The sequence below is a fragment of the Hyphomonas sp. L-53-1-40 genome (assembly GCF_000682775.1).
Classification (GTDB): Bacteria; Pseudomonadota; Alphaproteobacteria; order Caulobacterales; family Hyphomonadaceae; genus Hyphomonas.
This window is the reverse complement of record NZ_AWFI01000012.1, coordinates 269,237-283,421: the sequence shown is the minus strand read 5'-3', so window position 1 is coordinate 283,421 and position 14,185 is coordinate 269,237. Positions and strand designations below refer to the sequence as shown.

Here is a 14,185-nt window from a genome sequence, read left to right as displayed (position 1 = left end):
GCTTTATACAGAAAAGTGCAAATTCGCGTGAAGTTCCCCGCTTGACCCGCCATGCCGGGTTTAATAGAGAAGCGCTTCGCCGAGTTTCGGCAAGGAAATGCGCGGGTGTAGCTCAGCTGGTTAGAGTGCCGGCCTGTCACGCCGGAGGTCGCGGGTTCGAGCCCCGTCACTCGCGCCATTTCTCCGGAAATGGAACCGTCCAGATCCCTTGAAATCATTGAAAATACTGGAGAATCTTCGGGTTCTCCAGGTTCTCTCGCCGGTTTTGCACTACTGTTTGCACCACAAAACGCAAACTTTTTGCACTACAAACGACGATGAAGCATTTCTCACTTGGATCAAAATTTCTAAAGGATCGCGGCGGCTGGTGGCATTATGTCAGGCGTGTTCCAAAAAGATTCAAAGATGTCGACAAGCGTGGGCTGATCCAGGTCGCGCTGCGAACGCAGTCGCAGGAAGTCGCCATGATGCGACGCAACGGGCTGGCAGAAGCTGATGATGCTCTTTGGTGCAGTCTTGCCTTGCAGGCCGAGGGGGGCGAACGAGCAAAAAACCGGGCGGCGAGCGAACGTCATCGCGCGGGCGTCGCCAGAGCCATGGCTGAAGGGTTTGTCTATCGACCCGTCGAAGAGATCGCCTCCTTGCCAGACATTGAAGAAATCATCGCTCGGCTCAAGGAGGTGGACAGGAGCGGCGCTGCGACGGAAGAAAAAGCGGAAGCCTTGCTTGGCGGGGCGCCGGAAGCCAAGGATCGCACGACAGTCTCTGAAGCCTTCGAACTGTACGTCTCCAAGATCGCATTCGATGACCAATACAACAAGTCCGAAGCCCAGCGATACGCATGGGAGAAAACCAAGAGAACCTCGATCGGCTACTTCATTGAGCGCGAAGGCGACATCCCGTTGATCGACATCTCAAGGGACGTCGCGACGCGGTACAGGGATTGGTGGCAATCCCGTATGCTGCCACAGAAAGACGGTTCCAGTCCGATCACGCCGAATACGGCCAACAGGCATATCGGCAATATCCGTTCGCTCCGCAAGCGCTATTTCAAGTACCGCGGCATCACAGATATCGAGGACCCGTTCCGCGACTTTTTCTTTGCGGGGAAATCCACGGCAAAGCGTGCCGCCTTCAGCGATGAGTGGGTACGCGACCGCATTCTTGTGCCAGGTCTGTTCAATGGACTACGCATCGAATTGCGGGCGATTATCTACCTGCTCATTGAGACCGGTGCGCGTCCCAGCGAGATCGTGAATCTCCGGCCGGAAGATATCCGTCTCGACCACGACGTGCCGCATATCCTGATCAGACCTGAACAAAACCGTGAATTGAAGACCGGAGACTCCGAGCGCCAGATACCGCTTGTCGGAGTGGCCTTACCAGCGATGAAGCTGTGTCCCCATGGGTTCGATCATTATTATGATCGAAACACGCTCGTATCCGCCAATCTGCTGAAAGCGTTTAACCAGCGCAAACTCCTGCCAAGCAAGGATCACGTCATCTATTCTTTCCGGCACGCTTTTGAAGACCGTATGCTCGAAGGGGGGCTCGACTATGGGCTGCGCTGCGCCCTGATGGGTCATAAGAACAATCGACCGGAGTACGGTCAGGGCGGATCGTTGGCGTACAGGCGCGACGCGCTCAAGAAGATCGCACATCCTTTTTCGTCGGATCTGTTTGATCGGCCAGCAAGCCTTGGCCTGTAAGCGAAAATTAAATCCAAAATGGTGCAAATAGGCCGAGAACTCTCTGTAGAGGTGAATATGTTCCTGATTTGTCTTGCAATACCTTCTATACAACATTATTGTTGTAAGCAATGATTCCGGATTTAGTCTCGTTGAGCGGTTCGCCGTGGAAGGTGCTTCCGGCCGGAGTTCACCAGGCAACTCTGGAGGAAGTGAAAGCCGTGTACGCTGCAAGCCGATATCGTCGTCAGCTATTTGAGGGACTGGTCGTCGGGGTGAAGCAGCTAAGCGTAGCTGGTTGTCAGCGCGTTTATGTGGATGGGAGCTTTGTAACATCGAAACCGAGACCTGGCGATTTCGATGCGTGTTGGGATCCTTCAGGAGTACAGGAGCGTCTTCTCGATCCTATTTTCAAAGATTTTTCGAATGGCCGTGCGGCGCAGAAGGCTGCGTTCAAGGGAGAGTTTTTCCCCTCCTCGCTGATTGAGGGCGGCTGCGGGCAGGCGTTCGTGGACTTCTTTCAGGTCGATCGATTTTCCGGGGACGCAAAAGGCATCCTCCTCATCGATCTCTCGACTGATCCCACATTGGGCCGGAGCGCGGTATGATACTTAGCAACAAACAGCTATCGGTAGCAAAGCGTGAACTGGAACGTCTCCGTGCTGCTCTTGATCAGTGCCAGACGACGACCGACGACCCCAATTCATGGATTGCGAAAATTGAGGCCGATGCTCTCAAGAGCCAGATCGCGGATATCGAGGTAGAAATTCAGGAATACGAGTTGCTTCGGGATCGTCAGATCGCCTTTTCCGAAAGTTATTCTCTGGCGGATTTGCCCAGAATTCTTGTCCAGGCTCGAATTGCAAAAGGGTGGAGCCAGACTGAGCTCGCCGCGATGCTAGACATGAAACAACAGCAAGTTCAACGGTATGAAGCGAACGGTTATCTGGGCGCTTCTCTTTCGAGACTGATTGAGCTCGCAGATGTGCTGGGCGTACAGGTCGCTCAATCCTTTTCTTCCAATGACGAACAATCCGGGGGTGTCTTGACGTGGAGAAGTCTCGACGATGTCGCATGGGACAAGTTTCCTGTGAAGGAGATGGTTCGGCGAAGTTGGTTCAAGCCGGAACTCGGACAAAGCCTGGTAGCAGGAGCGCGGGCCTATGTAGAGACCGTTGCGGGAGGTGCTATTGCCGGTGCTCACCATAGGAAAAAACTCCGCGGCAAGAATCTTCCGGACGAAATTGCGTTGCTGGCGTGGCAGGTCAGAGTTCTAGACCTTGCGCGCCAGAAAACGAATGTGTCGCAGCTACCCGATTTTGATCACAATGAAAATTGGGTGAAGGAACTGGTTGGTCTGTCAGCTGATGATGAGGGCCCGTCAAAAGCAGCGGATATGTTGTGGCGCCACGGGGTTGTTCTTGTAATCGAACCACATCTCCCGGGCTCGTACCTGGATGGGGCAGCGATGCTGTCTCTTTCAGACAATCCCATCGTGGCGCTTACGTTGCGTTTCGATCGGCTGGATAATTTTTGGTTCGTTCTTCTTCATGAGCTGGGGCACGTCTTTCGACATTTATTTGACCACACGCATTTTGATTTCTTTGATGAAGAAGGGCCAACGGGCGATGACATACTCGAAAAGGAAGCGGACAATTTTGCGCTGGACATGCTCGTTCCACCGGAAAGCTGGGCGGCCTGCCTTTCCCGCTTCGCTTTATCGGCAGATGCTGTCCGGTTGGATGCCGAGCGGCTCAATATTCATCCTAGCATTCTCGCAGGCCGGATACGCCGAGAACGAAATGACTACACCATCCTGACCGACCTGGTCGGACAGGGCGAAGTGCACCGCCAATTCGAGGAGGGCTAAGGTGAAGCTCGATATCCAAGATTACACGCCATCATTGCGTTGGCGGCAGGCGGAGTATCAATCTTTGCTCTTCCTTCCTGAGGATCGTAAAGATCGAATCTGCCCTCTCGTCACAATTCCCCCGCTCGAATTCGATTTCGAACTGGGTGTTCCGAAAAAGACGCCGCATCAACATGTCCATCCTTTCGCAACGCGTCTCAAAAAGAAATGGGGAACCCGGCCGTGTTGGGTCGACCTTCATCCCACTCTTAGAGAAGCACTTATGGATGATGGTCGTGTCACCTACCAGTACGTCTTTGATGGCCTCCGCGACGATAGGGCGACAGCTATTCCCGTTGCGTCCCTCGATATGCCGTTGGCCACGCTAAAAGTGATCGGTGATATCGTCTCGAAAGATCAACTCGGACTTGGATTGCGATTAACGCTCGTGGATCTGATCCACCCTGACAAGGTTGCGCGTTCCTTGGCGGTATTGAATGCTGTCGGATGCGACATCAGTGAGACCGACCTGTTGGTCGATATTGAGGCGCCAAACTACGACCCGCTCGTGCCGTTCGTTAATGCTCTTCTCGCCCAATTCCGGGCTTTTCCTATCCTTGAGCAATTCAGGAACTTTGCGCTCATTGGTACAGGTTTTCCCGAGAGTATGGCAGGTATCGCAACGGGGGCGTCGTCGATTCCGAGAAATCACTGGATATTCTATAAGTCGCTAATCGGCTCACTACCGTCTGTTGGGCGCCTGCCGAATTTCGGCGACTATACAATTACCCATCCTGGATTCGTCGCGATGGATATGCGCATGGTGAAACCCGCAGGAAAAGTCATTTATGCCACTGACAATTCCTGGCACGTCGAAAAGGGAGGTTCTTTTCGCGACAACCGTGATCAAATGTATGGTCATTGCGATGCAATCGTTCTGCTTTCTGAATTCAAAGGATCTTCATACTCATTCGGAGACCACTACATTACCCAATGCGCGGCGCGCTCTGAGGGCACCAGCAATCTCACGCGCTGGAAACATGTAGGGATAAGTCATCATATGACAGTCGTACTGGACGATCTCGCCAGTTTTCACGCTGGCGCATAGCCATCTTGATTTCGGACAAGATCTCGTTCTTGGAGCACACATCTGAAATCAAGGTATAAAGCTCCCGGCGAGGGCCGCGTAAACCGGATGCTGGTATCCCTTTGGTTATGAGCAACTTTACGGCTTCATCGCGCCACAGCAAACGAGCAAGAACTTCTGTGTCGAGGTGCGGATTTGAGCTGGCGCGCCGGAGTGTTGAAAAAAGGACTGCCCCGCGTGCGCCGCGTCGCGCTTCCATCACGCCACACCAGTTGGGTGCATGTTCGAGCACGGTTTGCACATGCTTTGTTGCGCAAACGAATGTGAGGCGGCCTAGCGCTTGGCTATACGTCTGCAATTGCAATTCAAATCGGTCCAGATTGTCGGCTTCGCTCTTAATTTCGTAGCCGTGAAGCGTGCCATTCAGGACGGCTATATCGATACGGCTTCGTGCATGGGACAAGCCGAGCTCATCGATGACAAGCGTATCACGGCATTGCTTGAGATGGCTCAGCTTCTTTGAGTGGAGCGCATTCCGGATGTGATGGTCTTTGTGCATTGCAGTACTGCCCAAACGGCTGAGTTTGATGGTGCGAATCGATTTTTCCAAGATTGACGGGTCCCCATCTCCATGGCGTTAACAGGGCGGCCGGCCAGAATAATTTCCAATCTTTGGTTTGCATGGCGGGTGACCCATTGTCGATGCGGCATGAAGCCGGTGCGTCATCGGGCGTTCCGTCAAATGCTAAATGAAAAGCGCTGAAAGTACCGATATAGGTCCTTATTGATAGCGAGATGGCTGCCCGGATTGGTTGGTTTCCGTCATGGCCGGGTTTAGCCTGGCCTGAATCCGCATTTCGCGACTGGTGCGGTTTTCGAGCTCTGCCTCTAAGCGCTCAAAGATTGGCCAATAGCGGTATCCAAAGCGGTCAATGATCCGCGCAGCGATATCGAGGGCGTCCTCGATATCGCCAGTGTCCGCGGATTTCATGCCGTCCTTCAAGGGCTTAGTTCAGCTTCTGCCGGTTCCAGACCAGCACGCCGCTGCCATCCTCTTCCTTTTCGAAGAAGGCCGCCCGGATCGGCTTGTCGAAGCCCGGATCATCGAGCTTCACGGCAAGGTAAGGCGTCTCGCCATCCTTGCTCTCCTCGCGCCAGGCGGCGCCGAGTTCTGCGCCGCCTGCAAAGATGCGAAAGGCCGGGCCATCCTCGACCGGCTCGGCGACAGGCACCATCTGCGCTTTCACATTGATTGTCATGGTCCGGATCGTGCCGGTCCACTTGCCTTCCTTCTGGCTGAAGGTTCCGATGGTTGCCATATCAAGCTCCTTTGCTGGCTTTGGCATGAAGGGCCTTGCGGGCCCGCTTGAACCCGGCATCGCCTGCGAGAAACATTTCCAGCATGGCGGGAGCCAGGGTCTCGGGTTTTTCTTTAGCCCCATAGGTGTCGGCATAGATCGCCGCGTAATCCTCGAGGGCCAAAGCAAGATCGGGGTCGACAGAGAGCGTGAGTTTGACCGGTGTGCGGTCTGGTAGCTGGGCGATACGAAGCACCATTAGCGTCCTCCGTCAGAATAGGGTTTCAGAACAAGGTCGCGCGTGACGATCACGCGGACCGGCCAGCCCGGCCGGATACGCAGTGTCGGCTGGATGCCGAGATTGCGATCAACGACGCGCGAGCCCGCTTCGGAGACACTATCCCCGAACCCGCGCCGGATGGCCCGCTCAATGTCGTCATCATCTGAGCCAAGCTCCGACCCGATACCCAAAAGGGTCGCAAGACCCGCTGCGGCGAACACGCGGCTCCAATGATGATCTGTTCGGTCGGCGAGACCCGCAAAGCCCTGTTTGTCGGCCGAGGGTTCCGAAATCTGAACAGAACCACCATCCGGGAAGATGATCCTGTCCCAGACCAGTAGCGCACGTTGCTGACCGAACGAGACTTCCGACTGGTAACGTCCGATGAGCCGAGCCCCCTGCGGGATCAGCAGATATCGCCCACTCACCGTGTCATAGACCGGCTGGGTAACCTGGCCAACCACAGTGCCTGGCAAGTCGGAGTTCAGCCCTGTGACCAGCGAGGCCGGGATGAGTGTGCCGGCCATGACCTGATAGGGCGAGACAGGCGTCTCGAGATCACGCGGGTTGTACATCGAGCCCTCTCGCTCCTCGTCGGCGAACGCGATCTTGCGGGCTTGAAGGTTCTCATCGCTGTCGAAACCTGTCGGCAAGCCGCCTGCGCCCTGGCCCGCGAGTGCCAGCAGTTCAGAGCCGAGCGAGGCTGGAAGTTCGGCAGACGGCAAGGATGCGGGCTCGATGCTCGTGCCCGCGCCTATATCGAAGAACACGGAGGATTTTCCTGCCGCGTCGGCAAGCTTGGCCGCGACAAGGCGTTCAGCGCGCAAGGCTTCATCTTCGAGCGAGGGCCGAAAATCCTCCGTGGGGGCCACATTCCAGTCCGGATCCAGGCCCCATTCTTTCTCTTCCGACACCATGGTGCCGCCAAGATCGCCGGCGAGCGGCGCCCCAAGCCGGGGCGTGTCCGGCGAAGGCGTCCAGGTCGCGTAGGAGGAGGGAAGGTCTGCCAGCCCATCCGGCGCGCGCTTAGTCGAGGTGTTGTAGAGTTCCTGACGATCTGCCGGATCAACAGCTTTCGGCGGATCGAGCGCAATCGAGGCGGCGGCGAAGAGACCCATTACGCCAAGCCCAGCGCCGATCATCAGGACTTTCCGGTTGATGCGGGTGACGGGGCGGGGGCGTGCCCGTAGTTTCAACGCATCCGCCTGCTTCGGGAAAGGGGCTGGCTCGCTCATCCCTTGCTCCCGAACAGACTTGCCAAACCGGAACGTGGTTCGCGTTTGCGGATCCGGACGACGGTCTGGGATTTCTCACCAAGGCGAAGCTCAGCGGCCCGGAAGAGATGATCGACAATGTAGTAATTGCCCTTGAGGCGATAATTGACGAGTTCGGCCTCGCCAGAAGCGCCAAGGACAAAGAGGGGCGGGGCCTCCATAGTCGACAACCCTTCCGGCATCTGGATGAAAACCTGCCGCCCATCATCAAACACGCGGACGGGTCGCCAGTCTGGACGGTCACCATCGATCAGGTAATCAAAGTCCAGCCGGTCGAGTGCAACACCCGGCATGATTGATGTCTCTTCCCGCGCGAGCGCTGCGCTGTTGCGAGAGATGAGTTGCGAGAGCTCGTCGGCCGGATAACGCCAAGACAACGCCGCCATATAGGTGCCGTCACCGCTCTCCAGTTCCAGATGATAGGTCCGCCGGTCTGTCGCAATCATGAGATTGGTCGAGAGGCCGGCGCCGATCGGTTTGACCAGAACATGTGCGCGTGCTGTTCCGCCTGAACCGGAGGATGTATCTCCCACAATCCAGCGCACCGTATCGCCAGCCGAGACAGAGACCAGCGTCTCGCCGGGCTGCAGCGCAATGTCGGAGACCTGTCCCGGCGCGGCATACAATCTGTACAGCGCCCCTTCTGTATAGGGATAGACCTGAATGGCATTTACATAGCCGTCCACGGACGGTTCGATCCGGGCTTCTGAAGTGCCCTTGCGGATCGTCTCGGAGGGCGAGGTATAGACACGGGTTACCGTGCGCTTGACCCCGTCGACCGGTTTCATCTGGCCGGGAAGCGGCAAAGGTGTTGGTGTTTCGACGATCTCGACAGGACGGGGCTCTGCGTCCTCGACCTGCGCGGCGGCGACAAACAGTTCCGGCTCGATCGGCGCGGCCTCCGGAACGCTGGCGCAGGCGGTGGTAAGGGCCAGTGTGGATACCAGTGTGAGAGTGCGGATCATGGGTTGTCTCCTGTGATAAGGTCTTCGCCCCAATTGAGGCTGTGGATGTAGAGGCCGAGCGGGTTGGCGCGGAGCGTCGGCGCATCGCGCGGCGGGGAGTGGATCAGGGTGAAGAGGCCGGTGAACCGTTTGACGCCGGTCAGCGCGCCATTCTCGTAGGTCTTCTCAAGCCAGCGCGCCTGGAAGGACTCGTCCGAGACGCGGACGACACTTACGACATCGACACTGCGCGAGCGACGTCCGATCTCGGCGAAGGGGTCATTGTCGCGGGCATAATCGCTGAGCGTGATGGCGGCCTTGTCGGTCACATAGTCATAGGCCGCCAACCAGTTCTGCCGGACAATGACCGGATCGATGGAAAGACTGCGGACATCGGAGATGAAGTTGGCGAGGTGATGGGCGACCTGTGCATCGGTCGGGTCGTAATTGGCGAGGGCGGGGCCAACCGCTTTGACCGCGCCGGTATCGTCCACTTCCACGACATACGGCGTCACCGTCGATTGCAGGCTGCGCCAGACCAGCGCGGCAGACGAAGCGGCCAGAAGTCCGAGCAGACCGAGCGCCATGAGCCGCCAGTTCTTCGCCTGGACCCGGGCTGAGCCTATCCGGTCATCCCAGACCTGGCCGGCCTTCTGGTAGGGCGTTTCGGGATGCGGGCTTTGCCCGTAATGGGTGGAAGTTCGCCTGAACATGGGATCAGTCCTCGTCTCTTTGAAGTTTCGGGTTCTCGCCAGCCATGCCGCGGTCGCCATCTTTCAGAGCGTGCACAGTGATCGCGCCGGCATGCTGCAGGCGTTGTTCTGTGCGCAGGCGCCGGGCCCAGGCCGGGCTTGAACCGCTGATTCCGGCATCGCTGACGCCTGTAGATGCTGTGCTCCCGCCGGTTGCCGCAAAGGCGGCTTCACTGCCGCGCCTGTAAGCATTTCGGGCGCCTTGCAAGGGCCGTCCGGCCATGCGCCGCATGGCGTCCGAGCCAGCCTGCGCCATACCTGTGGCTCCAGCGAGATGCCCGCGCCAGCCGGTGGCGCCGGAACCAAGCCGTCCAAGGTCATACGAGGTGCGAGCCGCGCCCGACATTGAGGCCCCGGCCTTGACCGCTGCCGACGCCCCGCCAATTGCGGCGCGTCCAGCAGCGACTGTGCCTGTGCCTGCGAGGATCGCGCCCGCACCCACAGCGGCTGTTGTGCCGACGACCGAACCGGCGCCAAGCTGCGGCGCCCCGGTGACAAGGCCTGACGCAATTCCCGGCGCGAACACACCCATCCAGAGAAAGACGATGGCGGCAAGCACGGTGCCCATCACTTGCGCCAGAGTCGTATCGCCCGGCCCGGTGAAAGCATCCGTGATCGAAGCAAAGAGCGTTGAGCCGATCCCGACGACGATAGCGAGCACCATCAGCTTGATGCCCGAGGTGACGACATTGCCGAGCACGCGTTCAGCGAGGAAGCTGGTCTTGTTCCAGAGCGCGAACGGGATCAGTACGAACCCGGCCAGCGTCGTCAGCTTGAATTCCAGGATCGCCACGAAGAGCTGAACCGCGAGCACGAAGAAGGCGACGAGGATGATCGCCCAGGCCAGGAACATGACAGCGATCAGGATAAAATTGTGAAAGAAGCTGATTGGACCAAGCATGTCGCCGATTTCGGCCAGCAAGGGTTCTGCCGCCTCGAACCCGACCCCGGCAATATAGCCCGGTCGCATAAGGTCGCCTGCCGTCAGCGTGCTGGAGCCCGCCTTCACACCGAGGCTCGCGAAGCTCTCGAACACGATGTTGGCGAGCAGGGTGAAGTTGCCGATGATGAAGGCGAAGAAGCCGACATAGAGCACCTTCTTGAGGAGGCCCGACATGACGTCGGCATTCTGCGACAGCGCCCAGAAGAGACCGGCGAGCGTGATGTCTATGACTATCAGTGTGGTTGTCAGGTAAGCGACATCGCCGGCAAGGAGGCCGAAGCCTGAATCGATATAGGCAATGAAGGTTTCGAGGAACCGGTCGATGACGCCCATCTCTTCCATGACGGGTCAGTCTCCGAGGAAGGATTTAAGGCGGGCCCGGCCGCGTTCGGCCTCTTCAAGCTCACGTGCCCGGTCGAAGGCTATGGCCCGGTAATGGGCGGCCATCAGCGCCTCCATCTGGATCAGCTGCTCAGCCGAGAGCGCGCCGATCTGGTTGCCGGCCTGCAGGGCCTGGAGGTTGCCAATCGCGGTCTGGCTTTCATCCACGAGACCAGTGAGCGCCTCGGAATCCTCGGCATTGTTACGCACGGTCTCAGCGACCATGAGGAGCGTGTGCTTGTGGGCACTACGCGACTGGCGCCAGCGGGCGCGCGCATCCTCTACGAGTACATCGGACTGAGGCGGCGTATCGCCATAGGTTTCGGGATAGAGGTCCTCATACTCGTCCTCGACCTCTTCCACGCCGTACCCGATGCCTTCAGCATCGCGCATGAGTTCGCTGATGCGCCGAATACGGTCGGCAATGATGGCGCGGGCAACTTCGACAGGCAGGGTTTCCAAATCCCGCGCCATTTTCTCGATCATGTCGATCTCATGGGTGAGCTGGCGAACCTGGTTATCGATTTCCTGAAGCGCTCGCACGGCCTGCAGGATGTTCTGGGCGTGGTTGGCCGGGTCGTAGACAGCAAGCTGCGCCGAGGCGGGCGGGGCCATCAGGCCAGACAGCGGAATGGCAACAAGCGCGACGGAAGACAGAAGGGCTTTCATTTGGGGGCTCCTATTCAGCAGCGATTTGTGGGAGGGGTGCGCTCGGCTGCTCGGCCAGCAGATCGGCGGCCCAGCCAAGCTGTTTCAGCTCCAGCCAGCTCCGGGCGAAGCCCGCTTCCGCGTCGGCCTCAAGACACTGATCCATGAGCTTCTGGTCGGCAGGGGAGGCGGCGCCGCAGAAGGCAAGCGCGACTTCGCCGAGGCCCAGCTCGAAGAGTCGGCAGCCAAGCGGCGAGGTATAGTAATAGTCCCGCTTCGGGATGGCCTTGGCGAGAATGTCGATCTGGCGGTCGTTCAACCCGAAGCGGCGATAGATCGCCTGGGCAGTCGGTTCGAGTGCCCGCTCATTCGGCAGGAAGATCCGCGTCGGGCAGGATTCGATCAGGGCCGGGGCAATGGAGGCGCCTTCAATGTCGGCCAGCGACTGGGTTGCGAACACGACGGCCACATTCTTCTTGCGCAGCGTCTTCAGCCAGTCGCGCAGCCGCGCCGCAAACACCGGATGATCCAAGAACAGCCAGGCCTCATCGAGGATAAGCAGGGTTGGGCGGCCATCGAACCGGTCTTCCACGCGGTGGAAGAGATAAGTAATGACCGGCGCGACCGCAGACGGCGTCTGCATCAGCTCGTCCATCTCGAAACAGGCTACAGATGACAAGTCGAGCGCTTCAGCATCGCTGTCGAGCAGGTGCCCATGGGCGCCTTCCAGCGTGTAGGGATGGAGCGCCGCTTTCAACGTATCGGATTGCAGGATCAGGCTGAGCCCTGTCAGCGTCCGTTCGGCAACAGGCGCTGAAGCCAGTGACTGCACCGCGTCCCACAAGACGGACTTCAGGTCCGGCGTGACCGTCACGCCTTCGGCTTCGATCAGGCCGAGCAGCCAGTCTGCGGCAAAGCTCGCGCCGCGCTCGGTATCGATGTCTTTCAGGGGTTGCAGCGCCGGACGCTCATCGCCCGCGAGCGGCAACCAGGTGCCGCCCATGGCGAGCGTCACCGCCCGCGCCGAACGGCCCTTGTCGAAGATGAAGGCCTGCGCGTCCTCGTATCGTTGCCATTGCGCCGCGAGGAGCGACAGGAGCACCGACTTGCCGGAGCCTGTCGGGCCGATGATCAGTGTATGGCCGACATCGCCGACATGCAGGTTGAGCCGGAACGGCGTGGTGACTTCGGTCTGGGCCTCTATAAGCGCGCGATCTGCGAGGTGATCGTTCCACGCATCACCTGCCCAGACTGAAGAGATCGGCACGAGGTGAGCGAGGTTCAGTGTATGGAGGATCGGCTGGCGCACATTGGCGTAGACATGGCCCGGCAGCGAGCCGAGCCAGGCTTCGACGGCGTTCAATGTCTCGCGGATCGTCGTGAACCCGCGCCCATTGATCACCCGCTCGACGGCGCGGGTGCGTTCCTCGACTTCCTCGCGGGAGGCGCCCATCAGTGTCAGCGTGGTCGTGACATATCCGTAGGAGACGAGGTCCGAACCGAGCTCCTGCAGGGCCGCATCGGCGTCCAGTGCCTTGTTGTCGGCATCATTGTCGAGAAGCGCGGCCTGTTCGTTGAACAGCGTCTCCCGAAGGACCGCGCCAACGGATTTGCGTTTGGCAAACCAGTGCCGGCGCTTCTTCGCAAGAAGCTTCTCTGCTTCGGCCTTGTCCAGCGCGATGTAGCGCGTCGTCCAGCGATAGGAAAAGCCTAGGCGGTTGAGTTCATCCAGCATGCCGGGCAGGGTCGAGGCCGGAAAGCCGAGCAGGGTAAGCGTCGCAAGGTGTGCCTCGCCAATCCGCGGCTCCAGTCCGCCCGCGAAGCTTTCATCGGCGAGCACCGCATCGAGAAAAACTGGCAGTTCCGGAACCGGCACGTTGTGCCGTTTCGACGATATACAGGCATGGAGATAGGTGAGCGTCTCTTCGTCCGAGAGCGGATGGATCTCATCCAGGGCCGTCGCAAGAAGATCGAGCGTCTGCGCGGCGCGTGTCTGGAAATGTTCGAGCCGCTGGCGCCAGTCCTCGCCGTCACGTTTCTCCGGCCGCTCGATCAGGGCCTTCTCAGCGGGCGGAAGCCAGAGCAAGGTCAGATAATAGAAACTCTCGAACCGGGCACCGGTCTCCTCGGCGGCAGCGCGCCGTTCCTGCTCGATCAGCCAGGCCGCCGCACAGTCAAAAGTACTCTCTTCAAGCGCAATAGCTTCCGCCCGCACCGCTTCGAAGAAAAGCGCCCAGCCGGACCCGAACCGGCGGAGCACATTGTTGACCCGTGCGGTGACTGCAACGAGTTCGGCTTCCGTCGAGCTTTCAAGGTCGGGGCCACGATAGCGGAAGCTTGTCTGGAAGGCGCCGTCCTTGTTGAGGACGACGCCCGGCGCGACGAGGCACGCCCAGGGGAGGTAGTCTGAGAGGTGTGCCGGTTTCGCCGCGTATTCGGAAAGGTTCAGCATGAAAGATGTTCCTTGTGACGGGCAGACCGGATTGCGACGGCGAGAAAATCCGGATCGGACCGGGCCATGAGGACGGCTAGCGAGTGTCCCGCCACCCAGACCACAAGCCCCGGTATCCAGAGCCGGAGGCCGAGGGCCAAAGCGGCTGACAGCGTCCCGATGGCGATGGCGGCCGAACGTGGCGCGCCGGCCATCAGGATGGGTTCGGCGAGCGAGCGGTGGAGGGGGATCTCGTAGCCATCGAGCATCAGAGCACCGCGCCGCCGCCGAAGCTGAAGAAGGTCAGGAAGAACGATGTGGCCGCAAAGGCGATCGACAAGCCGAACACGATCTGGATCAGTTTGCGGAATCCGCCAGAGGTCTCGCCGAATGCGAGCGTCAGCCCGGTCAGCGTGATGATGATCACCGCGACAATCCGGGCGACAGGGCCTTCGATCGATTGCAGGATCTGGTCGAGCGGGCCTTCCCAGGGCATGCCGGTGCCTGCGGCATGCGCCGGCAAGGCGAGCAGGCCGACCGATGCAATTAGCGCTGCTGCCTGAACGCTGCGATTGAGCGCCTTGATCTGGTGATAGTGCATGGAATCTCT

The 14,185-nt window shown here is 59.1% G+C and carries 16 protein-coding genes and 1 tRNA gene; 5 read left to right on the top strand and 12 right to left on the bottom strand.

The window, feature by feature from the left end; genetic code table 11:
• Nucleotides 1–101 precede the first annotated feature (101 nt).
• From L53_RS07260 to L53_RS07240, 5 genes are all read left to right on the top strand, one after another.
• Nucleotides 102–178: transfer RNA gene (locus L53_RS07260), tRNA-Asp, on the top strand.
• A 139-nt stretch (nt 179–317) separates the two neighbouring features.
• A complete protein-coding gene (locus L53_RS07255) occupies nt 318–1,709 on the top strand; it encodes a tyrosine-type recombinase/integrase (protein ID WP_034813694.1) in 1,392 nt (463 codons plus the stop codon).
• A gap of 131 nt (nt 1,710–1,840) precedes the next feature.
• Nucleotides 1,841–2,296 carry a hypothetical protein gene (locus L53_RS07250; RefSeq protein ID WP_198019761.1) on the top strand — a complete coding sequence of 152 codons (456 nt, stop codon included), beginning with the start codon at nt 1,841–1,843 and terminating at the stop codon, nt 2,294–2,296.
• Nucleotides 2,293–3,558, top strand: a complete 1,266-nt coding sequence (locus tag L53_RS07245) for an XRE family transcriptional regulator (RefSeq protein ID WP_034813677.1) — start codon at nt 2,293–2,295, stop codon at nt 3,556–3,558. Before L53_RS07250 ends, L53_RS07245 begins: the two co-directional genes overlap by 4 nt.
• A 1-nt stretch (nt 3,559) precedes the next feature.
• Nucleotides 3,560–4,645, top strand: coding sequence for a beta family protein (locus tag L53_RS07240; RefSeq protein WP_051607695.1), 1,086 nt, complete (start codon nt 3,560–3,562; stop codon nt 4,643–4,645).
• On the opposite strand, the gene L53_RS16765 is transcribed toward L53_RS07240, so the two are convergent.
• From L53_RS16765 to L53_RS07180, 12 genes are all read right to left on the bottom strand, one after another.
• Nucleotides 4,563–5,234, bottom strand: a complete 672-nt coding sequence (locus L53_RS16765) for a sce7726 family protein (RefSeq protein ID WP_198019760.1) — start codon at nt 5,232–5,234, stop codon at nt 4,563–4,565. The genes L53_RS07240 and L53_RS16765 overlap by 83 nt on opposite strands.
• A 171-nt stretch (nt 5,235–5,405) precedes the next feature.
• The gene (locus L53_RS07230) at nt 5,406–5,615 is read right to left on the bottom strand and encodes a hypothetical protein (protein ID WP_034813663.1); all 210 of its coding nucleotides are present in this window, start codon (nt 5,613–5,615) and stop codon (nt 5,406–5,408) included.
• Between the two features lie 16 nt (nt 5,616–5,631).
• Nucleotides 5,632–5,943, bottom strand: a complete 312-nt coding sequence (locus tag L53_RS07225) for a DUF736 domain-containing protein (RefSeq protein WP_034813662.1) — start codon at nt 5,941–5,943, stop codon at nt 5,632–5,634.
• Nucleotide 5,944: 1 nt separating this feature from the next.
• Nucleotides 5,945–6,181, bottom strand: coding sequence for a DUF2274 domain-containing protein (locus L53_RS07220; protein WP_084333211.1), 237 nt, complete (start codon nt 6,179–6,181; stop codon nt 5,945–5,947).
• A complete protein-coding gene (locus L53_RS07215; RefSeq protein WP_034813659.1) occupies nt 6,181–7,437 on the bottom strand; it encodes a TrbI/VirB10 family protein in 1,257 nt (418 codons plus the stop codon). The genes L53_RS07220 and L53_RS07215 overlap by 1 nt, the downstream gene beginning before the upstream one ends.
• Entirely contained in the window at nt 7,434–8,441 is a 1,008-nt protein-coding gene (gene trbG / locus L53_RS07210) for a P-type conjugative transfer protein TrbG (protein ID WP_034813645.1), read from the bottom strand. Before trbG ends, L53_RS07215 begins: the two co-directional genes overlap by 4 nt.
• A complete protein-coding gene (gene trbF, locus L53_RS07205; RefSeq protein ID WP_034813643.1) occupies nt 8,438–9,133 on the bottom strand; it encodes a conjugal transfer protein TrbF in 696 nt (231 codons plus the stop codon). Before trbF ends, trbG begins: the two co-directional genes overlap by 4 nt.
• Before the next feature lie 4 nt (nt 9,134–9,137).
• Nucleotides 9,138–10,457: a P-type conjugative transfer protein TrbL gene (trbL, locus tag L53_RS07200; protein WP_034813640.1), complete on the bottom strand. Its 1,320-nt coding sequence runs from the start codon at nt 10,455–10,457 to the stop codon at nt 9,138–9,140.
• Between the two features lie 6 nt (nt 10,458–10,463).
• Nucleotides 10,464–11,165, bottom strand: a complete 702-nt coding sequence (gene trbJ / locus L53_RS07195) for a P-type conjugative transfer protein TrbJ (RefSeq protein WP_034813637.1) — start codon at nt 11,163–11,165, stop codon at nt 10,464–10,466.
• Between the two features lie 10 nt (nt 11,166–11,175).
• On the bottom strand, nt 11,176–13,596 hold the full coding sequence (gene trbE / locus L53_RS07190) for a conjugal transfer protein TrbE (RefSeq protein WP_034813635.1): 2,421 nt from the start codon (nt 13,594–13,596) through the stop codon (nt 11,176–11,178).
• Nucleotides 13,590–13,844 (bottom strand): VirB3 family type IV secretion system protein, encoded by a 255-nt coding sequence (locus L53_RS07185; protein ID WP_034798589.1) that lies wholly within the window; start codon nt 13,842–13,844, stop codon nt 13,590–13,592. The genes trbE and L53_RS07185 overlap by 7 nt, the downstream gene beginning before the upstream one ends.
• Nucleotides 13,844–14,176: a TrbC/VirB2 family protein gene (locus tag L53_RS07180; protein ID WP_034798591.1), complete on the bottom strand. Its 333-nt coding sequence runs from the start codon at nt 14,174–14,176 to the stop codon at nt 13,844–13,846. Before L53_RS07180 ends, L53_RS07185 begins: the two co-directional genes overlap by 1 nt.
• Between the last annotated feature and the right edge of the window lie 9 nt (nt 14,177–14,185).